The 20,999-nt window shown below is 60.3% G+C and carries 22 protein-coding genes and 1 pseudogene; 6 read left to right on the top strand and 17 right to left on the bottom strand.

Annotated elements, in window-relative coordinates; all coding sequences use genetic code 11:
• Window positions 1–18: 18 nt before the first annotated feature.
• The 15 genes from NKH06_RS17660 to NKH06_RS17590 form a co-directional block, all read right to left on the bottom strand.
• On the bottom strand, window positions 19–1,857 hold the full coding sequence (locus NKH06_RS17660; protein ID WP_352893549.1) for an ABC transporter ATP-binding protein: 1,839 nt from the start codon (window positions 1,855–1,857) through the stop codon (window positions 19–21).
• Window positions 1,858–1,942: 85 nt separating this feature from the next.
• Window positions 1,943–2,836: an SIR2 family NAD-dependent protein deacylase gene (locus NKH06_RS17655; protein WP_023736292.1), complete on the bottom strand. Its 894-nt coding sequence runs from the start codon at window positions 2,834–2,836 to the stop codon at window positions 1,943–1,945.
• Between the two features lie 33 nt (window positions 2,837–2,869).
• On the bottom strand, window positions 2,870–3,082 hold the full coding sequence (gene nifT / locus NKH06_RS17650) for a putative nitrogen fixation protein NifT (RefSeq protein ID WP_023736293.1): 213 nt from the start codon (window positions 3,080–3,082) through the stop codon (window positions 2,870–2,872).
• Window positions 3,079–3,396: a nitrogen fixation protein NifZ gene (locus tag NKH06_RS17645; protein ID WP_023736294.1), complete on the bottom strand. Its 318-nt coding sequence runs from the start codon at window positions 3,394–3,396 to the stop codon at window positions 3,079–3,081. Before NKH06_RS17645 ends, nifT begins: the two co-directional genes overlap by 4 nt.
• A gap of 96 nt (window positions 3,397–3,492) precedes the next feature.
• Window positions 3,493–3,687: a 4Fe-4S dicluster domain-containing protein gene (locus NKH06_RS17640; RefSeq protein ID WP_023672218.1), complete on the bottom strand. Its 195-nt coding sequence runs from the start codon at window positions 3,685–3,687 to the stop codon at window positions 3,493–3,495.
• A gap of 31 nt (window positions 3,688–3,718) precedes the next feature.
• Window positions 3,719–5,194, bottom strand: coding sequence for a nitrogenase cofactor biosynthesis protein NifB (gene nifB / locus NKH06_RS17635; RefSeq protein WP_352893547.1), 1,476 nt, complete (start codon window positions 5,192–5,194; stop codon window positions 3,719–3,721).
• Window positions 5,195–5,433: 239 nt separating this feature from the next.
• A complete protein-coding gene (gene nifA / locus NKH06_RS17630; protein WP_502914496.1) occupies window positions 5,434–7,197 on the bottom strand; it encodes a nif-specific transcriptional activator NifA in 1,764 nt (587 codons plus the stop codon).
• A gap of 179 nt (window positions 7,198–7,376) precedes the next feature.
• A complete protein-coding gene (locus NKH06_RS17625) occupies window positions 7,377–7,676 on the bottom strand; it encodes a ferredoxin family protein (RefSeq protein ID WP_023678245.1) in 300 nt (99 codons plus the stop codon).
• An 11-nt stretch (window positions 7,677–7,687) separates the two neighbouring features.
• Window positions 7,688–8,995: an FAD-binding protein gene (locus tag NKH06_RS17620; protein ID WP_023784677.1), complete on the bottom strand. Its 1,308-nt coding sequence runs from the start codon at window positions 8,993–8,995 to the stop codon at window positions 7,688–7,690.
• Window positions 8,996–9,004: 9 nt separating this feature from the next.
• Window positions 9,005–10,114 carry an electron transfer flavoprotein subunit alpha/FixB family protein gene (locus NKH06_RS17615; protein WP_023766900.1) on the bottom strand — a complete coding sequence of 370 codons (1,110 nt, stop codon included), beginning with the start codon at window positions 10,112–10,114 and terminating at the stop codon, window positions 9,005–9,007.
• Window positions 10,115–10,131: 17 nt separating this feature from the next.
• Window positions 10,132–10,983, bottom strand: a complete 852-nt coding sequence (locus NKH06_RS17610; RefSeq protein ID WP_352664361.1) for an electron transfer flavoprotein subunit beta/FixA family protein — start codon at window positions 10,981–10,983, stop codon at window positions 10,132–10,134.
• Window positions 10,984–11,171: 188 nt separating this feature from the next.
• The gene (nifW, locus tag NKH06_RS17605) at window positions 11,172–11,552 is read right to left on the bottom strand and encodes a nitrogenase stabilizing/protective protein NifW (protein WP_352664360.1); all 381 of its coding nucleotides are present in this window, start codon (window positions 11,550–11,552) and stop codon (window positions 11,172–11,174) included.
• Window positions 11,549–12,757 (bottom strand): homocitrate synthase, encoded by a 1,209-nt coding sequence (gene nifV, locus NKH06_RS17600; RefSeq protein WP_352893546.1) that lies wholly within the window; start codon window positions 12,755–12,757, stop codon window positions 11,549–11,551. The genes nifW and nifV overlap by 4 nt, the downstream gene beginning before the upstream one ends.
• 25 nt (window positions 12,758–12,782) lie before the next feature.
• Complete coding sequence (nifS, locus tag NKH06_RS17595) at window positions 12,783–13,949, bottom strand: cysteine desulfurase NifS (protein ID WP_352893544.1); 1,167 nt, start codon at window positions 13,947–13,949, stop codon at window positions 12,783–12,785.
• Between the two features lie 445 nt (window positions 13,950–14,394).
• A complete protein-coding gene (locus NKH06_RS17590; RefSeq protein ID WP_352601193.1) occupies window positions 14,395–14,715 on the bottom strand; it encodes an iron-sulfur cluster assembly accessory protein in 321 nt (106 codons plus the stop codon).
• A 535-nt stretch (window positions 14,716–15,250) separates the two neighbouring features.
• Between NKH06_RS17590 and hemP the strand changes: the two genes are divergently transcribed.
• Together hemP and NKH06_RS17580 are read left to right on the top strand one after the other, a co-directional pair.
• Window positions 15,251–15,355 (top strand): hemin uptake protein HemP, encoded by a 105-nt coding sequence (gene hemP, locus NKH06_RS17585; RefSeq protein WP_023685012.1) that lies wholly within the window; start codon window positions 15,251–15,253, stop codon window positions 15,353–15,355.
• A 30-nt stretch (window positions 15,356–15,385) separates the two neighbouring features.
• Window positions 15,386–16,468, top strand: coding sequence for a hemin-degrading factor (locus NKH06_RS17580; RefSeq protein WP_352892200.1), 1,083 nt, complete (start codon window positions 15,386–15,388; stop codon window positions 16,466–16,468).
• Window positions 16,469–16,606: 138 nt separating this feature from the next.
• On the opposite strand, the gene NKH06_RS17575 is transcribed toward NKH06_RS17580, so the two are convergent.
• Entirely contained in the window at window positions 16,607–16,906 is a 300-nt protein-coding gene (locus NKH06_RS17575) for a hypothetical protein (RefSeq protein WP_352892201.1), read from the bottom strand.
• A gap of 409 nt (window positions 16,907–17,315) precedes the next feature.
• Between NKH06_RS17575 and NKH06_RS17570 the strand changes: the two genes are divergently transcribed.
• The 4 genes and pseudogenes from NKH06_RS17570 to NKH06_RS32055 form a co-directional block, all read left to right on the top strand.
• Entirely contained in the window at window positions 17,316–18,533 is a 1,218-nt protein-coding gene (locus NKH06_RS17570) for a cytochrome P450 (RefSeq protein WP_352893542.1), read from the top strand.
• A 39-nt stretch (window positions 18,534–18,572) separates the two neighbouring features.
• Window positions 18,573–18,764, top strand: a complete 192-nt coding sequence (locus NKH06_RS17565; protein WP_352892205.1) for a ferredoxin — start codon at window positions 18,573–18,575, stop codon at window positions 18,762–18,764.
• A gap of 287 nt (window positions 18,765–19,051) precedes the next feature.
• Entirely contained in the window at window positions 19,052–19,723 is a 672-nt protein-coding gene (locus NKH06_RS17560) for a nitrogen fixation protein NifQ (protein WP_502914498.1), read from the top strand.
• A 261-nt stretch (window positions 19,724–19,984) separates the two neighbouring features.
• Window positions 19,985–20,173 (top strand): annotated as a pseudogene (locus NKH06_RS32055) (ABC transporter permease); the annotation flags it as partial.
• Window positions 20,174–20,558: 385 nt separating this feature from the next.
• Here the strand turns inward: NKH06_RS32055 and NKH06_RS17550 are convergent.
• Window positions 20,559–20,939 carry a hypothetical protein gene (locus tag NKH06_RS17550; RefSeq protein ID WP_352892208.1) on the bottom strand — a complete coding sequence of 127 codons (381 nt, stop codon included), beginning with the start codon at window positions 20,937–20,939 and terminating at the stop codon, window positions 20,559–20,561.
• Window positions 20,940–20,999 lie beyond the last annotated feature (60 nt).

Genomic DNA, 20,999 nt, shown 5'->3' with positions numbered 1-20,999 from the left:
GGGCGCCCCCATACTGGGTCATATGCTATCACCTGGGCGCGTCTGGAGATCGTAAAGGGCCCTGTAGCGTCCCCGCTTCGCCAGAAGCTCTTCATGCGTGCCGCGTTCTACGATTTCGCCGTTATCGACAAAAAGGATCTGATCGGCATGCATAAGCGCACTCAGCCGGTGCGCGATGATGATCGTCACCCGATCCTTGGCGAAGCGCCGCGTCGCCGCGCGAATGCGCTGCTCGGTGCCGGCATCGATCGCGGCCATCGAGTCGTCGAAAACGACGACAGAGGGGCGCAGCATCATGGTGCGAGCAATCGTGAGACGCTGGCGCTGGCCGCCAGAGAGAGAGACGCCGCGTTCGCCCACGACCGTCTCATACCCTGCTGGGAGCCCGAGGATGTAGTTGTGGAGCTGGGCGAATTCGCCAGCGCGTTCAATTCGCTGTCTCTTCGCCCAGGGGTCGCCATAAGCGATGTTGTTCTCAATCGTGGTGGTGAACAGGAACGCATCCTGCTGTACAACGGCAACCGCCTTGCGAAGGCTCTCGAGGGTGACATTGCGTATGTCCTGGCCGTCCAACGTGATGGCGCCACCGGTCACGTCGTAAAAGCGGGGGATCAGATGAGCCATCGTCGATTTGCCGGAACCCTGCGGACCGACGATCGCGATCGTCTCGCCTCTCCGGGCCTCAAAGCTGAGGTTCTTCAGAACGGCGCGGTTTTCGACATTGGGGTACGCAAATGAGACATTGTGGAAGCGCAGAGTGCCGTCGCTTATCTCAAGCGGTCTGGCCTCGAGAGCATCCCTGATCGTGATCTCCTGATCGAGGAGACCGAAAAGCCGCGAACCGCAGCTGGAAGCGCGGGCAAAGGCATTGACCATGAGGCCGATCTGGCGGACTGGCATTTGCAGGATGGTCATGAAGGTCAGGAAGGTCGCCATCGTTCCGACGCTGATCTCGCCAGCGATGAGCTTGTTGCCACCGATCCAAAGCACCAATCCCATTGCGAAAAAGAAGGACAAGGTCATCGCCGACGTGCTGGGTACGTAGATGTCAACGAGATCGTTGGCGAGGCCGAGCGCGGTCTTGGAAGCGCGGTCGAACTTCAGCATCTCATAGGATTGAGCCGCAAAAGCGCGGACCACGCGGATGCCTGCGAGATTTTCCTTCATCACGCGGCTTAGTACCGAAAGGCGCTCATAGAGGTCGAGCCAGGTGGCGCGCAGCCTAAGCTGTGTGGTCGATGAGCGCCAGGCGACAAAAGGCACGAAGCTCAGCGCGACCAGGCCGAGCATGAGATCGATCGAGATCATCATGTGGGCGCCGATCCCGATCAGCATGGTGAGCAGGACCACGCGAACGAGCGCGGTGGAAAAATACATCCGCACCCCTTGGAGATCGAGCATTCCGATGGTGATCAGATCGCCTGAATGGACCCGATCGTGAAAGGAAAAGCTGAGACGCTGGATCTTGTCGTAGTAGGCGAGCCGCAGTTCGTACGCGACATGATGCCCGACGGCTTCGGCAAAATAGTTCTGCGCCATCGTGAAAAGGCCGCGTAGCGCGCTGACGGCGAGCAGCAGGAGAGCCGGGGTCCAGAGCGCTTGCCCTGCCGCGCTCCCGCCGCCCCCGATGGCTGTCTGGGCCTGGTCGACAGCCCGGCCGAGAAGCTGGGGAATGAGCAACTGGAGGATTGCCGCCATGATCGTCGAGCCCATAGCGAAGGCGACCTGCCAGGGATGCCGAAAATTCATACGCGTAATGCGCAACAGCGTACTCAAATCCCGGCCCCAGCGCGCCGCTTCAACATGGGTCAACGAATTCAGAGCGTTCGTTGCGCTGCCGACAGCATCACTGTTCACGGGTGTATTCCCGACTGCATTTTGCGCCTTCGTGGAAAGCCGAAGGACGCATCATCAAAGGCATCCGCCATTGTTAATCCCGTCCTCAACCTGCAGCCGTGCCCGTTCCCAGAAGCCGAGCCGCCGCTTCACCTACTGGCATGTCGATCACAGTGATTCCGCTCGCCGCAAGGAAACGCGCTTCGTTTCTGGTCAGGGTTTCCGCGTCCATTACGGTGCAATAGGGACCGCGGGAGCGCTTCATGATCTGTCTGGCGTAGGTGCGCAGCATCTGATCGTTGAAGCGGCAGCCAACGAAGAAAAATCCACGGGTGATGCGCCGTTCCTTCACCACGTCTGGGATCGGTGTCTGGATATCAATTTCGGTCAGGACTTCGACATAGTCGGAATCTGCGACGAGAAAGTTTTGCGCGGGCCTACTACTCCCGTGAGGTGCATAGAGGACCGTCTTTGCCCCCGATCGGGCGTCGAGCTCCCTCCCGGACAAATCGTAGGTTTTTGTCCAAATGTTGCCGATTTCGTTCGCCCGCGTGACGCCTTGTATCTCAACGACGTCCGTTCGGCCGGTCTCCACGAGAGCCGTGCGCATCGCGCTGTCATACCAGCTGTCGATGATGAGGGAGAGCGGCAGCCTTGCGAGCCAGGCGTGGAGGAGGGTTGGCCTCACCGGCGCTGCGAATATCTCCGTCATCCAAGCTTGAAGCGTCCGGCGATGCCGGCGCTGTTCGATGAACTGCGCAACCGACCACATATTGGTGCGGATCCTGGAAGGGGCGGGCGCCCGTGCATTGAGTGCCGCGGCAACGACCTCCGGAGTATGCGGCACAGGCGGTTCCGCACAGTTCAACCCAAGAAGACCCGGACCGAGATAGGGGATCACCTCATCGGCGGCGAGCGCTTCCTTCGCCAAGTCAAGCAGCTTATCGGCAAAACTGTCCCGCACTATGACGAGGTGGCCCGATGTCAGGATCGTATTCATGCTCGTTTCCTCGCGACGCACTTAGCGGCAGCATCAGTCCTCTGCGGAAACCTTCCTTGCCTCGACAGTGATCGGCAGACGCGTATCCCGTGGGAGATCGGGTAAGACGAGCCGCCACCCGTTCCGGAGCGTGATAGTTCCGCCCCACAACTCTTCCTTCTCGAGCTTGATGATCGGCTCTTCGAGGTCTTTTTTGGGGACATACGCCGACAAGCCAGCATCGGTCCTGCGGATCATGACTTTCATCTGGCCGTCCCTTCATTGGAATTGCTTTCAGCACTGCAGGACTCGGCTTTCTCGAGGCTCATCAGTTCACGCGCTCGCATGCCGACGACGGTGCCACGGTCGATCCACTCGACCGCATAGATGAAAAACTGCTGGAGAAAGGTGCCGATGTCGCGCACATATCCCTCGTCGCCCTTGCGCACGAGATTTTCGCCGATTTCCCTGCCAGGATAGGTGCCGTCATTCTTTATGTGGCGAGTGGCACGTACCCGCTCTCCCGGCATGAATCGTGGGGGCCTGCGGATTTCGATCTCCTCTTCGCGTCCGAGCGACATGTCCGTTCCCTGATTTCTCTTGGGGCTGCAGATTGTGAACAAGGCGCTCCAGGCGTCCTGCGTAGGCAGCCCCAACCATGTCGGCAGCCCATGGGGTCACGCAGGAACGCAGGTCTTCGGCACCGGGCATACCGAGGCACATTGCTGCGCATCGAAGACCCCCTCGCATTCGGTGCACTTCTGTGACTCGATCACGTAGCTCTCGCCTTTGAACTTGATCGCGCCGGAAGGACATTCGAATTCGCAGGCGCCGCATTGGGTGCATTGGGATGCGATGATCTTGAAAGCCATTTTAACTCCTGGTCCGAATGGATGAGACAGCTCAGGCCGTCGCCGCGAGTGCGGGGGCCCCTGACGCGGCGGTGTAAATCGCGCTGATTGCCGTCGCGATATAGTCATGGGCGCAAGCGTCGGTGGCTCTGATTCCAGCGTCCGCGAGCTGATCCTGCGGGCAAGTTCCAATCCTGGCGCACAGCACGATATCTATGCCTTGAAGGGCTGCGATGATGCCATCGAGGGCGGCTTCCTTGCCCAAGCCGCCGAGGCAATACTTCTCCACCTTGCGATGCCCGACAAAGCTGATCCCTCTCGGCGAGGCTTCGTAAACCTGGAATTCCTTCGCATGGCCGAAATGTTCGTTGACGCGGCCGCCGCCCTTGGTCGCCACCGCGAAGAGGACGGATTTGCCGGGCCTCACTGCCTTGACCAATCCGATCGCTTCACTTCTGGCCGCCACGTGATCACGGCGCTCCTGCGCGACCAGCTCCCGATAGGCGTTACGCTTGCTGGCATCGTAGGTGACCTCGCCGGGAATCCGGTCGGCCGTGAATTCCTGGCCACGATCCTCGCCAAGCATGCCGACGGCATCTGCCCGGCACTGCCGGCAGTGGCGCATCAACTGGGCGCCGCCTTCGAGACGATCCTGAAGAGCCTTCAGCTCCATTGCGTTTGGGCCGCGCTGCCCACTCAGTCCGTAGTGCGTGCCGTGCGCCGGGTCCGAAATCAGCGGCATGAGGTTGTGCAGGAACGCGCCTCGCTCCTTGACCCATCTATTCACCTCGATCAGATGCTCATCGTTCACGCCAGGAATCATCACCGAATTGATTTTGGTGAGGATGCCGCGCGCGGTCAGCATCTCCAGGCCCAACATCTGCCGCTCGTGCAGCATCCGGGCGGCTTCGAGGCCGACGTAGCGGCGATGGTCGTAAAAGATCCAAGGATATATCTTTGTACCGACCTCAGGGTCGACCATGTTGATGGTGATCGTCACGTGATCGACATTCATGTCGGCAAGCTCATCGACATGGTCCGGTAGCGCGAGCCCATTCGTGGAGATGCAAAACTTGATGTCTGGGATTTCCCTGGCGACCCTGGCGAAGGTCGCCTTCGTCTTCTTCCAGTCGTAACAGGCATCGCCCGGTCCGGCGATGCCGAGCACGGAAAGCTGCGGCACCTCGCTGGCGACCGCGATCACCTTGCGTAGCGCCTGGTCGGGCGTCAGCTTTTCAGAGGCCACCCCAGGCCGGCTTTCGTTGGCGCAGTCATATTTGCGATTGCAGTAGTTGCACTGGATGTTGCAGCCCGGCGCGACCGCGACGTGCATGCGCGCGAAATAGTGATGCGCCTCTTCTGAAAAGCAGGGGTGATCCTTGATCTTCTCCCAGACAGCCGGATCCGTGTCGTCGGGCTTTGTCGACGAGCCGCAGGATGACGCGCAGCCACCGGGTTTCATGGTGCCAAGCAACTGGTCACCGAATGTCGTGCTGAGGCTCTCAAGCGAAATTGCCGGTGCAGACATGAACGGCTCCGTTGCTGCGTGATGTCGCAGTCCAAAGCGCAAGAGCTATGCCAGCTCAAAGAGCTGTTTCGGTTCACGAATAGGCTTGTCGTGTCAGATTCCTTCGGATTGCTCCGACAAACCTTTGTCGGGCTTACGACAGTGGACACGCAAATAGGGTCGCGAGGCTAGCAGCCTCGGGCGCGCAGAGTGTGAGCGAGACCACTCCGGGCTGCTTACGGTTGACGTCATCACGACGTCTAGAATTTCTTCACCACGATACCATGCCGGCGCAGGGCGTAGCCGACTTGCCGCGGCGTGAGGCCGAGGATACGAGCCGCCCTGGCCTGAACCCAACCGGCCTTGTCCATCGCGTCGATCACCCGGTCGCGTTCCGCCAGACGCGGGGGACAAGTGGGATCGTTCGGATCGCCGGCCGTAAGGGGAGATATCTTGCCTGCGGAGGCACCGATGCAACTGGCCGGCAGCCGCAATCCGACCGGCACTGCGTTGACCCGTGCGAGATCGTCGATGGCATTGCCGCCATTCGAGCGGTCGGCTCGCTTCCAGAGGAGCCAGGAAAGGCACTGGCCCTTCTTACAGGCGAAATCGGATGGAGTGATCGTCCTTGAGCGCGCAAGTGTGGCCGTCCTTTGGACGCAGTTCTCCAGCTCACGGACGTTACCAGGGAAGTAACATTGCGAGATCAGGTCAAGCGCCGGCGCCGCGAAGGCTAGTGCGCGATCGTTCTCCTTGTTGAACCGGTTGAGGAAGGCGTTCGCAAGGCGTGGAATATCGCCGGTTCGCTCTCTGAGCGGAGGCAGGATAATTGGCACGACATTGATGCGGTAATAAAGGTCGGCCCTGAACTCCCCTTTTATGACGGCCGTCTCGAGGTCCTTGTTGGTGGCGCATATGAGGCGCACGTCGACCTGTAGCGTTTTGGTGCCGCCGACTCGCTCCAACTCGCCTTCCTGCAAGACACGCAACAGCTTGGCTTGAAAGGCCGGCGAAATCTCGCCGATTTCATCAAGTAGCAGCGTTCCCTCATTTGCCAATTCAAAACGACCGGCGCGCTGGGAGATAGCACCCGTGAAAGCGCCCTTTTCATGCCCAAACAGTTCTGACTCCAGAACGCTTTCAGACAGTGCGGCGCAGTTCAATTTGACGAAAGACTTCTTCCTCCGACGTGAGAGCTTATGGATGGCCTGCGCAAAGAATTCCTTGCCGGTGCCGCTTTCACCCCGAAGAAGCACGGTGGAATTGGTCCCTGCTACGACCGAGACGGTTTCGAGCACCTGCTTGAGTGCGGGGCTTTCCCCGATGATCCCGTCGATTTTGGCATCCGCATGCCGGGCAGGGTCGTAGGTCCTCCCCTCGTTGGGCGATTTCTCCGGTCCCGATTGCTCATGGCCACACCGCTGACGATCTGTACTCAGGGCGCGATGGAGGCGGATGGTCCGGCCGACAAGGTTGGCGACCATCGTCAGGAAATAAATGTCCTCGTCGTCGCGAAAGTCGGTGGCGCCGTCTCCGGCGCGGTCGATCGACAATGTCCCAAGGATATCATGATCAGCCTTTAGCGGGATACCGATAAAGGCAATTGGGATGATTCCGATGCTCGAAGACGTTTGAAGGTCAGCCTGAAATAGTTGGGACTTGCGCACGTCCGGTATGAAGAGCGGCGTCCCCGCAGCGACGATTTGATCTGTTACGGCCTGTGGTATGACGCGGCGAGTGCCTGATTGATGTACGTGGGTATTGCCGGCAGTCGCGGCAATCTCCAGCTCTCCTTCAGCGTCCAGGACGACGATTGCTCCGTGACGCATCTGCAGAAATGAAGGCAGGACGTTCACGACATTGGCGAGCGTAATCTCCAGCTCGCTGGGGGCGGTCAGCACCTTCGATATCTCGTAGAGTCCTCTGAGCGCGATATCTGATTGGGGCATGCTTTTGATGGGCGGTTCAGGGCGGGTCTCCCGAGGTCCAACCTCGTCGACCCGATCTTGCGGTCCGTGGGTCATGGAAACACCTCAGGGGTTGTCGTCCAGAGTGCTCCTCCTTTTTTATCTGAATTCTGAAACCACAGTATTCACGAGCTTCTCTTCGTCAAAGCGACGATCGAAGCAAAGAAAATAGACTTGGCGTTGGGCGAGACCTAAATTGTATCAAGATCAACCCTCTTAATACGTGCGTGCGTCGGTCATCCGAATTTGAAGAGGACTCCGAAACCGCCGCGTGGATAGTTCCACTCGATCTCGCCACTGGTCTCACACAAAATCCGGCAGGTGCCGCACTCCATGCAGCCGTCAGCAGTGATCTCCACTTGACCTTTGTCGTTCAACTCATAACATTTCGCCGGGCAGACGTGGGTAAGCGCGAGCAAGTTCGCGCTTGGCCTCTCGTGCGGTCGCACTTTGATATGCGGGCGGCCGGAATCCACCAAGTAGCGGTTCTGGTAAAGCTTGTCCTCGACACGTGACTTTGTCACTGCGATCGTCATTTCGTCTCCCTTCAGCGCCACGCCAATGCAAGGCGGACCGCGTCGCTGACCAGCCCCCAACGCGAGCGCGCCTTGATGAAGGCCGCCGTGGTCGCCTTTTCCTTCTCGATCTTCGGCGTGCCGTCGACACGCATGAAGTTCTGCGCGGCTTGCGACATCAACCGCGGATAAGTTGTGAAGTAATTGCAGGAATTGGTGTGGAGCAAGGCCGGCATATCTTTGTATTTCTTTAGGTCCTTGACCACGAAGGACTTGTCCAGCATGGCTTTGTAAAGAGCGAGATTTCGTTTGGTCATAGGAGCGTTGCGGCTGTTGACCTCGATGATTGCCTCAGCCGCGATGCGGCCGGAGGTCATGGCGAGGTTCGAACCCTCGCGGTGAATGGCGTTGTTCAGTTGCGCGGCATCGCCGACCACGACCCAACCATCGCCAAACAGCTGCGGAATAGCCTTGTAGCCGCCTTCGGGAATGAGGTGTGCGGAATATTCTTTCACTTCCGAGCCGGCGATCAGCGGCCGGATCGAAGGATGGCTCTTTAAGGCATCAAGGAGAACGTAGGGGCTCTCGACCATCGCGGCAAAATCGGAGACGAGGCAGCCAATGCCCAGTGAGATCGACTCCTTGTTGGTGTAGAGGAAGCCGAGCCCGGCCATGCTGCGGGAGGTCGTGCCCACCGCCTCGATCACGCAGCCTTCATCGCCCTTGACGCCGAACCGCTGCTCAATGACCTCTTCGGGCAGGAAATGCATTTCCTTAACGGCGAGCGCCACGGTTTGTGGCTTCGGCATCTGGCGCAGGCCGGCTCGCGTGCCAAGCAGTCCGCAGACACCTTCTGCGAGAACGACCACGTCCGCGTAGATGGCTCCGCCGGCCCGATCTGTGCGGACGCCGACCACCCTGTCCTTGGCGTCACGGATGAGCTCCGTCACGGTCGTCTCGCACAGAACCGTCGCGCCGGCCTCGCGCACCTTACGCGAAAACCATTTGTCGAACTGGGCACGGATGATTGTGTATCGGTTGGGCTTGGCCTCATTGAAGTCGTCCGACCGATAGTGAATCCCGGTATGGGATGTGTCGTCCATCACCCAAAGCCGCTGTTCAACCAAATGCCGCTCGAGAGGCGCATCGTCCCTGAAATCCGGGATGATCTTCTCCAGCATGTTCGCGTACATGATGGCACCTTGGACATTCTTGGAGCCCGGATATTCACCGCGCTCCAACTGCAGCACCTTTAGGCCATGGCTGGCCATGGTGTAAGCAGCTGCGTTTCCGGACATGCCTGCCCCAACAACAATGGCGTCGAAGTTTTCCTCGATCATGTCCGTCCCTTAGCTCGCAAGCTTATCGCGACTGTGGGGCGACAGCCGCCGCGTGAAGGCTTCCGTCAGTGCGGGCAGGAAGCGGATCGCGTCGGTGACGATTCCGAGGTGAGCGAAATCGAAAATCGGCGCGTTCGGGTCGGTGTTGATGGCCACGATGAGATCCGCCCCCTCGACGCCAACCCGATGCTGGACGGCGCCGGAAATCCCGGCCGCTATGTAAAGCTTCGGCCGGATGGTCTTGCCAGTTTGGCCGATCTGCCGATCAGCTGGCATCCAGCTCTTCTGGACTAACGGGCGCGAACAGCCATGCTCGGCGCCGATTGCTCGCGCGAGGTTCTTCACAAGCTGCAGGTTCTCCGCCGCGCCAAGACCAAGGCCTCCCGCAACCACGACGTCGGCATAGGCAAGGTTTGCCTTTGCCGACTGATTGTCCGGCAGGAAGCCGAGGACTTTGGTAGCGATCTCGTCCTCGGCAAGCGAGAGCTTGTGCCGGATGACACGCCCGACCGGTTTATCCGTCCGCTGCGGCATGGGCATGACCCTTGGCCGCACTGTCGCCATCTGAGGGCGGAAATTGAGCGTATAGATCGTGCACAACAAGGAACCGCCGAAAGTCGGACGCGTGGCGGCGAGCGAACTGTCGGTATCCACATCGAGTTCGGTGCAGTCGGCCGTGAGCCCTGTCTGCAAGGTCGTCGCCACGGAGCCGGCAAGATCCCTGCCGAGGGTGGTGGCACCGAGAAGAAGGATTTCGGGTTTGTGGGTATCGACCAGATCCGTCATCGCCTTGGTGAAAGGCTCGTTCCGATAATCGGCGAGCAGGGGCGCCTCGGCGATGTAGACAAGGTCAGCACCATAAGCGAATGCTTCGGCAACGGCGTTCCCGACGGCCTCTCCCGGCGGTCCGAGCACGACGCCTGCAAGCTGGACCTGAAGCTTGTCTGCTAATTTGCGGCCTTCGCCGAGCAGCTCGAATGATACGGGATGGACCTGGCCGCGTTCGAGCTCGATGAAGACCCAGACGTGGCGGTAGTCCTTGAAATGGGCGGGCAGCTCCTTCTTTATGCCGGCGCGGCCGGCGGCAGGGCGAGGGGTTTCTCGGTTCGCGGTCGACATCGTTTTGCTCCTTGCCGTCACGCGCCGCCGTTAAAGGCGAGCTCATGTTCCAGCGCCGGCTGGCGGGTGAAGATTGCGGTGATGAGTTCGTCAGCGACATCGCGCAAGGCCTTCTCGGCGGTGTCGATTAGTGCCGCCTTTTCAGCTCGAGCAGGAGGGGCGAAAACACGCTTGACGACGGTCGGTGAGCCACGCAGGCCGCATTTGGTGAGATCCTCGATGCCGGCGTCGGCCGCACTCCATTTCAAGACCTGGTTGCGCGCGGCGCACAAGGCGTCGTGGATCGAGCCCCGGCGGATCTCGTTTGTGCCTTCCAGCATGGTGATGAGGCAAGGCAGCCTGCTCTTCAGCATCTGTGTGCCGCCTTCGGAGCGGCGCTCGACCTTGATCTCGCCTGCAGCAAGGTCAATAGAGGGGATCTTCGCGACATAGGTCAGTTGCAGGAGTCCGAGGCGCTTGGCGATGCCGGGCCCGACCTGGGCGGTGTCGCCATCGATCGTCTGCTTGCCGGTGAAGACGAGGTCTGGCGTGCCGAACGTCTCGCCGACCTTCGCGATTGCCTGGGAAAGGGCGAACGAGGTCGCCAGCGTGTCGGAGCCGGCAAAATAGCGGTCGGTCAAGAGCACCGCTCGGTCGGCGCCGTAGCCGAGCGCCTTGCGCAGCGCGTCCTCTGCCATGGGCGGACCCATGGTGAGCACAGTGACTTCGCCGCCATAGGCATCCCGCAGTCTGAGCGCTTCTTCGAGGGCGAACAGGTCGTAAGGGTTGATGATGGTCGGAACACCCTGGCGCATGATTGTGTTCGTCACCGGATGGACCCTTATCTGTGCCGAGTCCGGCACCTGCTTGATGCAGATTACGATGTGCATTGGCGGTTTCTCTAGGCTCCTGTCCGGTTGCGGGCATTGCGGTTATCTCCTTGATCCGCATAATTCGTGCCAAGTCTCTTGCGCTGCCCCCTTTCCTACAACTTCGGCTGGTTGCTTCTGACGGCGCTGTGGTGATGACCGGATTTGTCGGCTGCTCGACATTGTCGCGTCGCAACCCTTGTCGCCGCTCATTCTCGTCCGAACCGCTTCAGTACCGAGTCGAACGGGACAAAGGTGTGACCCGGCGCGGCAGGTTTGTTCGGATCGTGGTCTTTGAGCACCTTGAAGACCCGATGCGTGAGCGGCGAGGAAATCGCAAAGTCCTCGTAAGCGCGTTCGAGCGTCGCGCGCACCCTCGCGGCAATCACCTGGTCGGGCAGACCGGAGAAATCTTCTTCGGCAAGGTATTGGCCCACGCGCTTCATTATATGGAGCCGCGAGACATTCAGCACCTTCGGGTCATAGGAGACGCGCAGGACTGAGAAGAACTCCTCCGCGGCCGACAGGCGCTTCAGTCGTGCGAGGATGTCTGTGACATCGATGGGGCGGCTGTCAGCGGAACAATTCATTGCATTCTCCCTGGTCGCAAAACTGTGGCCTCTGCACGCGCGCGCGCGGCTGACCTGGACCCGCACAGCTCGAACAGGGACGCCTCGCTGCACATTTTATCGTAGAGCTCGACCAGTTGAGTTGCAGTGACCGTCGATTTGGTCTCGGCCGCCTCGCGCCGGACGCGGGCCACCATCGCGGCTGCCAGATCCGGGTCGAGATCGCGACCGCTTTCGCTCAGCACATGTGCAATCGCAGAGGCGCCGGAATGCTTGCCGATGACGATCCGCCGGCAACGGCCCACGAGAGCCGGATCAAGCCCCTGATAAGTACGCGAGTCCTTCAGCAGCCCTGCGACGTGAATGCCGGATTCGTGGGTGAAAACATCGGCGCCGACGACCGGCTTAGTGGCCGCGGTCTGCCGGCGGGCGGCCCAGGCCACCTGGGCGGCGAGGCTGGGCAATGCGGTCAGCTCGATGCCGGTATCTGCGCCGCCGAAGACCGCCATCGCGGCGGCCACCTCTTCCAGCGCGGCATTGCCCGCACGCTCGCCGAGCCCCAGGACGGTGACGGAGGCATGGCGCGCGCCTGCGCGGATCGCGGCTAGCGTGTTGGCGCCAGCAAGTCCGAGATCGTTGTGCGCATGAAATTCAAGGTCGATTGGAGACTGCGCCACGAGCTGGGCGACAAGTTCAAAGGTCGAAAACGGGTCGAGAACACCGACTGTGTCGGCTAGCCTGACGCGGCTTGCGCCGGCGCGTGCGGCCGTATCGATGACGCGGGCGAGATGATCCCGATTGGCCCGCGAGGCATCCTCGCACCCCACCGCGACGAAGAAGCCGGCGGCGGCGGCGCGCCTGACCATATCATCGATGACCTGGAGCGCTCCCGCCTTGTCGAGGCCGAGCTTGGCGGCAAGTTGGATGTCCGACGCAGGCAGCGACAAATTGACCGCTTGGACCCCGCTCTTGATCGCTGCATCGAGATCCAACGACGTCATCCGGCACCAGGCCATGAGCCGAACCGGAAGACGCCGCGCGACCACGGCGCGAATTGTTTCGATCTCGTCGACCCCCATGACCGGCGTGCCGATCTCGATCTCTGTCACGCCGGCCGCCGCAAGAGACTCAGCGATCTCCAGCTTTTCCGTCGTGGTAAAGGCGACGCCCGGCGCCTGCTCGCCATCGCGCAAGGTCGTATCGTTGAGGGAGACATGACGGGTCATGACCGGTAGCCTGTTCTTCTGCCGCTCACGCATAGACCGGATTACCCGGCCCAGAACCGGAAAAGCTGCGCAGCTTCCCCACAATTCCCGGCATGACCTCGAGCACCCGGTCGATATCCTCTTCGCTGTTGTCCCGCGCCAAGGAGAAGCGGACTGCCGCGTGCGGCGTTTTCATCGCGCTTAGGACATGGCTTGGTTCCAGAGAGCCGGAGGTGCAGGCCGAGCCAGAGGAACACGCGATGCCAATGCGGCTGAGGAGAAGTGGAATTCCATCACTGTCCACATGTTCGAAGGAGATGTTTGCGGTGTTGGGCAATCGTTGCAGGGGATCACCAGTGACACAGGTGCTTGGGATGCGCTGGAGGATCCCGCCCTCCAGGCGATCGCGGAGCGACTTTACCCGTGTGGTCTCGTCGTCCATGAATTTCAAGGCGAGTTCGGCCGCCGTGCCGAGCCCGGCTATGCCGGGCGTATTCTCGGTGCCAGCACGCCGGTTGTGTTCTTGGTGACCCCCCTTGATCAGCGAATGGAAGTTGACGCCGCGTTTTACGAAAAGGGCACCGATCCCTTTCGGCCCGTGCAGCTTGTGGCCGGAGAGCGACAGCATGTCGATTGCGGTCGACTTCAGGTCCATCGGAAGCTTGCCGACCGCCTGCACAGCATCGGTATGGAATAGGGCGCCCACTTCCTTGGCCAACTCGGAAAGCCTGGCCACGGGGAAGATCACACCAGTCTCGTTGTTCGCCCACATTATTGATACGATTGCCACCTGTGGGGTGAGGGCGGCCATATAGGCGTCGAGGTCGAGCCGACCACGGCAATCCACCGGGATCCTGTGCACCTTGACGCGGCGGGTCTTCTCAAGATGCGCGCAGAGCGTCAGCACGGCGGGGTGCTCGACCGCGGACGTCACGATCTCGGTTCGGTTGGGCGCCGCCTCGAGCGCTGAAAGAAGCGCTGCATTGTCGCTTTCTGTCCCACCCGAGGTGAAGGTGATCTCATCCTCGAACTCCGCGCCGATCAGCGCTTGCAATTGCCTCCGCGCCTTTCTCACCGCCGCACTGACTGAGGCGCCAAGAGCGTGTGCCGACGAAGGGTTGCCGAATTGATCCCTAAAGAACGGCAACATCGCTTGCACGACCGCAGGATCGACCCGTGTGGTTGCGTTGTTGTCGAGGTAGACAGGCTTCATAGGTGCGATCCTCAGTTAGACAGAATGACGCGAGCGCTAGACCGACTCGTTGAGCCTCTGGCTCATGCCGTTGATGATAATGGGCCTGAACTGGCAGCGCGCGCAGACGCCCGGAGTGTTTGCGTAAATCGGATCTCCGTCGATATGGACATGTTCGCAGTGGCCGCAGGTCAGCCCGCAGGTAAGGACGCCCGAACGCGATAACGCTACCGATGAGCCGAATTTGGCGCAGCGGCGCGATTTGTCCGCAAGCAGCTCGGGTGCCACCAGGAACCGAGCTGCTTCGGGAGGCGACTTTCTTTGAATCCTGCTGGGAGCGAATGGCGGTCCCGGGATCGGCTTTGACCTTGTCTTGCTTTTTAGGACGCGGACATCTGTTGTGCCGGCCATATAAGTCTCCTCTGCCGCAAAATCAGTCTGTCGGCCGCACAGGCGCTTCGGGCGTTTAACTGAAGGACTTGCCGCAGCCGCACTTTTCGCGCGCATTGGGGTTATCGAAGACAAAACCGGAAGATTCGAGCCCGGTGAGGAAGTCGACGGTCATGCCGGCTACATGGGGTTGGGAGCCCGTGTCCACGAACAGCTTGATCCCATCGGTGTCAGTGATCGCGTCGCCCTCGCGCGACACGCTCTCCAGGCCCATTAAGTATTTGAAGCCGGCGCAGCCGCCGGCCTCGACCATGATGCGAAAGCCTTCCGCCGGCTCGCTGGCGCGGGAAAGAGCAGTCTTGAAGGCGGCAACGGCGTTGTCGGTGAGCGTAATCATGGCTCCATTCTCCTCAGTCCAGGACCGGCTTGCGCATCACGCCGCATGCACCGTGCCAAAGCGAAAAAACGTTTCAACACAGCGCGGCATCTCTGACACTGCCGTGCTTCTTGTGAGTGCATTGCAGCGAAGGTGTCGGCCAACCGACACGTACTGTCGGGTTTGTCCGGTCCCGCGACCAGGGATGTTGGGCCTGAGTTCCCGGTTGAACTCACATCACCAAATACAGACCTTCTTCTGAGCCTTGCTTCGGCGCAGTTGGCACGGTTTTTGAAGCTCCGTTTGGCGAGACGGCAAGAGCATGCCGAACCACAACCATGCCGTGGGTGCCCGCGCGATGGATGGGGCGAAGCCAAGGGAGCAACATGTCAGGACCGGGTCAGACACGCGTTGTTTGGCAAAGCAGCGCCGCCCGTGGCATCCGAATGCCCGCTTGGCCGATTGCGACAACACCCACACTCGCTCACCGTCGACCGGCTCGATGGGATGCCATTGGCATGTGCCTGCTCGCCGGTTTTCGCACGGGTGCGACGCCGTGCGCACGCTGTCCAGCGACACCTTGTTCATGGGCCAGCAGCAGATCAGGATCGAGCATTTCGGCGCGCCTTATCGGCTGAAGATTCCCGGGCAGGGCAGATGATCCTCACACGTCGTAGAAACAGGGGTAAGCATGGACCAACGCGAGAAACCGTCGCCCGACGAAATCCGGCGGGCGTGCAAAGACAATCCGAAAATCCGGGAGCATGATCTCGCCGCTCGATTGGGCATTTCGGAAGTCGAGTTGGTCGCGGCGCATTGTGGTCATGGCGCGGTGCGCATCGAGCCGCGCGTCGATGATCTGCTGACCGGCCTCGAAGCGGTCGGCGAGGTGATGGCAGTCACCAGCAACGAAAGTGCCGTGCACCAAAAGATCGGCGTCTACGGCAAAGTGGTCACCGGCAACCAGCATGCGATATTGCTCGGCGACGGGATCGACCTGCGCATCTTCCCGAAAGCGTGGGCGTATGGCTTCGCCGTCGAGAAGCGCGAGGGAGCCGAGATCCGCCGCAGCCTGCAATTTTTTGATGCCACCGGCGAGGCGATGCACAAAGCTCATCTCAGGCCCGCCTCGAACCTGCAGGCCTATCAGGATCTGACGGCAGAGCTTGTATCCTCCGATCAGGAGCCGATCATATCGCTCGAGCCGAGCGGGGCGCGCGATAACGCAGTGAGTCCAGACCACGCCGCCACGGTCGACGACCTACGCGAGCACTGGGGCCGGCTAAGCGACGTGCATCAGTTCTATCATATGTTGAAGACACTGAAGCTCAGCCGCTGCCAGGCTATGCGTATGGCCGACGAGGATAACGCCTGGCTGCTCGACAATGATGCCGTTGGCGCCCTGTTCCAACAGGCGGCCGAAGACGAGATGCCGATCATGTGCTTTGTCGGCAATCGTGGTTGCATCCAGATCCATTCCGGCCCGATCAAGTCGGTCAAGCAGATCGGGCCGCGGATCAATGTGCTCGACGAGACCTTCCATCTGCATCTTAGGACCCATCGCATCCGCGAGGTCTGGGCCGTGCGCAAGCCGACGAGGGACGGTCACGTCACGTCCATTGAAGCCTATGGCGCGGACGGCAAGATGATCATCCAGTTCTTCGGCAGGCGCAAGGAAGGCGAACGCGAGGGCAGCGACTGGCGGTTTCTGGCCGAGAGTCTGCCATGTGTTCCCGGTCCGGATGTGGAGAGTGCCGACAGGCCCTCGGATTGAACCGGCCGCCATAGGACTCGGCAGCACGTTCCGACAGCAGCTCGCGAGGTATTTAGGTCCATGTGCGGAAAGGCTTGCCGTCATAAGCGCATACGGACGGTTGGGTGTGCACGCCGGAAATTGACCGCATCGATACAGTCAAGCTCGTCGCGGCCGGACTGCTGCGCACGAGTGCATCGCCGTCTGACCGAAAATCGTTGCAGCGCCTGCGAGCGATAAATACGCCATCAGCGCCGAACCGAAGCGCGGCTCGACCTTGCTGATATTTCCGATCAAACGCCGTCGGGTCTTGTCGGATCGCACCCGATCCTTGCGCTGGATCGCATCGTTGCTCAATGCGGGCCGTGCGAGGCGATCTCCTCGTTCGTCGACCGGAGGGCTGTGCAGCAGCAGCCAAGCCGAACAGCCCGATGTCGCGGGCTCGACAAAACCGACCACGGATGTCGATTGTCGGACGTTGTCATAAGAATGATGGACAGGTGATCATCAGCGGCGGGCCCAGCGCAGGCTGGCATTGCTTGGTGCAGCGCCATGGGTACCCCTATCCGGCACGCGACTTGCTTCGACAATTTGGCCAGCGGGGTGTCAGCAGTGCGTCACGGAGCTCAACGGTGATTGATCGCCTCTCAACCATAACGGGATAAGCGGCGGCTTTGCTTCTGACCGCAGCGCGGCGGAGATGCCCTTCGGATTGACTTCGCAACCGATCTCATCGCGCTGGCAGTGGGCTGATCGGGCGACAGATCTCGAACGCGCCCGACAAGAGACGTGCTCATGCTGGAAATCGACTTTATGAACAGCGGTGCAATCTCAATCGAGCCATGAACGCCAATGTAGAGAAAACAAAATGGCGACTAACCCCGTTCCAGATCATGTCCCGCCCGAAATGGTGAGGGACTTCAGCCTGTTTACATCGCCAGGGATGCCACCAACGCCCAACGGGGATCCACACGCAGCTGTCGCTTGCGTACATGACGGGCCTCCGATCTTTTACTCCCGCTACAACACTCAAGATGGCCGGGGTACCTGGGTCATCACCCGTGCCGCGGACCAGCGTAGGGTGCTGCAGGACTCAGAGACTTTTTCCAGCCATCGCAGCATCTTCTCCTCCATACTGGGTGAAAACTGGCCGACGATCCCGCTTGAGCTCGATCCACCGGCCCATGGCGTCTTTCGCTCACTGCTCAATCCGCTGCTTTCGCCAAAGCGGGTGTTGGCTTTGGAACCGGCTGTCCGCGAACGGGCGGTCGAGCTGATCGAAAGGATCGCCGCGTCGGGCACAAGCTGCGACGTGATGAAGGATTTTGCCTTTCCTTTCGCGGTGAGCACCTTTCTTCGCTTTCTGGGGTTGCCTGATGACCGACTCGATACATTCGTCGGCTGGGGGAAAGATCTGCTCCACGGCGACGATAAGGAACGACCTGTGGCTGCCCGGACGATCGTTGCATTCATCGACGAACTTGCAGCGATGCGCCGCGACGAGGCGGTTGACGATTTCATGACCTTTATCGTGCAGGCACAGGTCGAGGGCCGCCGGCTGACGGACACCCAAGTCCGCGGTATCGGCGTGCTTGTCTTCGTCGCTGGGCTCGACACGGTCGCAGCAGCTATAGGCTTTGACTTGGCGTACCTCGCACGCAACCTCAAAGATCAGCAATTGCTGCGGAGCGAACCGGACCGCATCCCGCTCGCAACCGAAGAATTGCTGCGGGCCTATCCGCCCATTCAGTTGATCCGCGTGGCCACGAAAGATATCGACTTCGAAGGCGCGCCGATCCGGAAGGGGGACTATGTTTCCTGCGCCACGATGATTGCCAATCGTGACCCGGCGGAATTCGCATGCCCCAACACGATCGATTTGGAGCGGGAGGACAACCGCCACGCAGCGTTTGGCTATGGTCCCCACCGTTGCCTTGGCTCACACCTTGCCCGGCGGGAGATTGTCATTGGCCTGGAGGAGTGGCTGGCGCGCGTCCCGGCTTTCAGGATCAAGCAGGGTACGGCGCCGATAACTTCTGGCGGCCATGTGTTCGGGATCGAAAATTTGATCCTGGACTGGTCTTAGGCCCGCCCCGAGCCGGGCACAAACAATGGAGGCAGTGCCATGCGCATCATCGTCCAAAAGGCCAAATGCCAGGGCCACGCGCGATGCGCGGCGCAAGCGCCTGACATCTTCAAACTCGATGATGACGGTTACATCCTGCCTGGTGACATTGAAGTTGCGGAAGGGGAGGAACTGCCTGCGTCACGAGGCGTGCGATCCTGTCCTGAACGTGCGCTGGAACTCACTCTCTGACGCTCTGAATCAGACGTCATTCAACCGTGAGTCTGGCGGGCTTGAATGGGGCCGACCATGTGGCCGCACTCAGCAGGCGGCGTTTGTCCTGCACGGTCCACGTCCAACTCTGCGGGGGGCATTTCCGGCAGTGTTCCCCAAGAGGCGCAAACGGCAGGGCCGGGGCTCGCGAAACGCCTCTGCCAATCACAGAATTTGCGACAGAGCCGATGGAACAGACGAAAATTGCCGAACTACTCGACCGCGAGGCGATCCGCGACTGCGTATACCCAAGAACTGCCCGACCCATGTTGCGGCAGGCCGGGTCTCTGCATGAGAACAAACCAGGAGAACGCACCATATTTGCCCAACATTATGCCCGGCTCAGCACCGGCCAATGGCCACAGATCGAGCTGGAGAGGAGGTTCGACCAGCATGTGCTTGCCTGTGTGCTTTCACGTGCGCTCGAGGAGATCGAGGCCGGCGAGGCGACGGCGACGGAGGCAACCGGACTTTCGCGCGCCGAGCTGCGCGATGTCCTGGCCCGCTGTTTCCCTGCTATTCCTATCAACGCGTTTGCCTTGAAAGAGGTGAGCGAGCCCGAGCCGGATCTGGAGGAAGAACTTCTGCATGGACTGCTGCTGGCGCATGCCCGACCGGGCGACAAGGCGAGCGCCCGCTTCGCCAGGATCATCGCCCGGCGTGCCATGCGCAATGACCACCTCTGGCAGGACCTTGGCCTTGTTAATCGAACCGACCTCGGCCGCCTGCTCGCCTCGCATTTTCCGACGCTGGCGGCCGGCAACACCCCAAACATGAAATGGAAGAAATACTTTTACCGCAAGCTCTGCGAGGCCGAAGGTTTTTCGCTGTGCAGCGCGCCCAGTTGCCGGGAATGCAATGATTTCGAAAGCTGCTTCGGCCCGGAGGAAGGCGAAAGCCGCCTCACACGGATCAAGAACGGCGTCGCCTCGGATTGAGAGCCGCTTTCGTCAATTGTACAGCGCCAGCGCTCGCGCCGCGCCATATGTCTCTTGTCGAATGTCGACTGCCCCTTCGGGGATTGAATGCTGTGCATGCTGTCCGATTACTCGCCATGCTTCGGCGGGCCGCCGTCATGATGGCGGTGCAGGATGCGACCCGCACTATCGCCGCCGAGCAACTGGTGTTCTCCGGGCCGTTGCTGCTCGCCTGCCTGGCGGTTGCGGCGGTTACACGGCCGCGGTTCACCGCCGTCATTGTTCGCGCTGGTGCACAGTTTCGCCTCAATCACCCATTGGGGCGGCCAGATTGTCTCCGGCGTCGCCATCAATTTCGTTGCTGCCGGCTCCGCCATCATTCTCGGCCAGGTTCCGGCGGCGCGCGCGCTAGGGTTCCTGGAAGCTTTTCGAACTTTCTGCCTGGCGCCACCAGCTGAATTTCGCGCGCTCATGAAGGAAGTTGACGGCCCTGGACATACAGTGATGCAAGCATGATCGAACCGCTTATTCGGGGGTTCGAGTCGGGAGAGGGCTACCGCCAATACAGCGCTGTTGTTGAAATAGTCTGCTAACGGACCATTCGCGGTGAGTTAATGCGATTAGATCTCGTTTTGCTTCAACCGAGTTGATGCGCTGATATCAAGGGGTTCAGATAGCCGCATCGGCAGAATTGCCTCTGTCCGCGCACCGTTCAGCTCGTTGCTATCTCATTCGGATGTGTAACGAGCGCCTACTCATCAAGGTTGGCCATGGAGCCTATCGCGTAACGGATCAGGAGGCGACATGACCAAGGTTCGGGGTGACGCGCAAGCAGCCAACGTGACGGCGACAGGCCCTAGTGATCGGAGCGAGCCGTGGGGATGAGATCCAGAGGCATCAGAAATTCGAACTCGTCCAGACAGCTATCGAAATCGCCATTGAAGGTTCGAACTGCTCTATCTTTGCCCACCAAGACGATCTGATATGCGTTCTCTGCCGGGTCAAGCGCCCACCAATAGCCCTCGCGAACTGTCGATGGATCGACGGCGCCCTCCGTTGGCCAGAGGCTGGCATCAAGCCATTGCAGTAGCTCGAATTCTATCAAGTCGAATGGATCGGCATCCCCAACACGATTGACCATTTGGCCAAAGGAATAAGAACCTACGTCGATGATCTCGGGCCGATCATCCTCCTGCCGAATGCTAATCGCCCACCAATAGCCACTCTGTATCCGCATGACTCCATCTCCAAACGTGTTCGTTCGGCCGCCGACTGCGTGAGCAGGTCAGCGGGCCAA

It is taken from the genome of Mesorhizobium sp. M1342 (assembly GCF_040317955.1).
Classification (GTDB): domain Bacteria; phylum Pseudomonadota; class Alphaproteobacteria; order Rhizobiales; family Rhizobiaceae; genus Mesorhizobium.
Note: the sequence above shows the minus strand (reverse complement) of the source record. Positions and strands in the feature narration are given on the sequence as shown.

Excerpts from the sequence above, each read along its gene's own strand:
- NKH06_RS17615 (WP_023766900.1), bottom strand. The coding sequence starts at position 10,114 with ATGTCGACCGCGAACCGAGAAACCCCTCGCCCTGCCGCCGGCCGCGCC.
- nifA (WP_502914496.1), bottom strand. The coding sequence starts at position 7,197 with ATGACCCACGGACCGCAAGATCGGGTCGACGAGGTTGGACCTCGGGAG.
- nifW (WP_352664360.1), bottom strand. The coding sequence starts at position 11,552 with ATGAATTGTTCCGCTGACAGCCGCCCCATCGATGTCACAGACATCCTC.
- nifS (WP_352893544.1), bottom strand. The coding sequence starts at position 13,949 with ATGAAGCCTGTCTACCTCGACAACAACGCAACCACACGGGTCGATCCT.
- NKH06_RS17655 (WP_023736292.1), bottom strand. The coding sequence starts at position 2,836 with ATGAATACGATCCTGACATCGGGCCACCTCGTCATAGTGCGGGACAGT.
- NKH06_RS17625 (WP_023678245.1), bottom strand. The coding sequence starts at position 7,676 with ATGACGATCGCAGTGACAAAGTCACGTGTCGAGGACAAGCTTTACCAG.
- NKH06_RS17565 (WP_352892205.1), top strand. The coding sequence starts at position 18,573 with ATGCGCATCATCGTCCAAAAGGCCAAATGCCAGGGCCACGCGCGATGC.
- NKH06_RS17550 (WP_352892208.1), bottom strand. The coding sequence starts at position 20,939 with ATGCGGATACAGAGTGGCTATTGGTGGGCGATTAGCATTCGGCAGGAG.
- NKH06_RS17560 (WP_502914498.1), top strand. The coding sequence starts at position 19,052 with ATGTTGCGGCAGGCCGGGTCTCTGCATGAGAACAAACCAGGAGAACGC.
- NKH06_RS17620 (WP_023784677.1), bottom strand. The coding sequence starts at position 8,995 with ATGATCGAGGAAAACTTCGACGCCATTGTTGTTGGGGCAGGCATGTCC.
- NKH06_RS17610 (WP_352664361.1), bottom strand. The coding sequence starts at position 10,983 with ATGCACATCGTAATCTGCATCAAGCAGGTGCCGGACTCGGCACAGATA.
- nifB (WP_352893547.1), bottom strand. The coding sequence starts at position 5,194 with ATGTCTGCACCGGCAATTTCGCTTGAGAGCCTCAGCACGACATTCGGT.
- NKH06_RS17645 (WP_023736294.1), bottom strand. The coding sequence starts at position 3,396 with ATGTCGCTCGGACGCGAAGAGGAGATCGAAATCCGCAGGCCCCCACGA.
- NKH06_RS17570 (WP_352893542.1), top strand. The coding sequence starts at position 17,316 with ATGGCGACTAACCCCGTTCCAGATCATGTCCCGCCCGAAATGGTGAGG.
- NKH06_RS17590 (WP_352601193.1), bottom strand. The coding sequence starts at position 14,715 with ATGATTACGCTCACCGACAACGCCGTTGCCGCCTTCAAGACTGCTCTT.
- nifT (WP_023736293.1), bottom strand. The coding sequence starts at position 3,082 with ATGAAAGTCATGATCCGCAGGACCGATGCTGGCTTGTCGGCGTATGTC.
- NKH06_RS17580 (WP_352892200.1), top strand. The coding sequence starts at position 15,386 with ATGGACCAACGCGAGAAACCGTCGCCCGACGAAATCCGGCGGGCGTGC.
- nifV (WP_352893546.1), bottom strand. The coding sequence starts at position 12,757 with ATGACCCGTCATGTCTCCCTCAACGATACGACCTTGCGCGATGGCGAG.
- NKH06_RS17640 (WP_023672218.1), bottom strand. The coding sequence starts at position 3,687 with ATGGCTTTCAAGATCATCGCATCCCAATGCACCCAATGCGGCGCCTGC.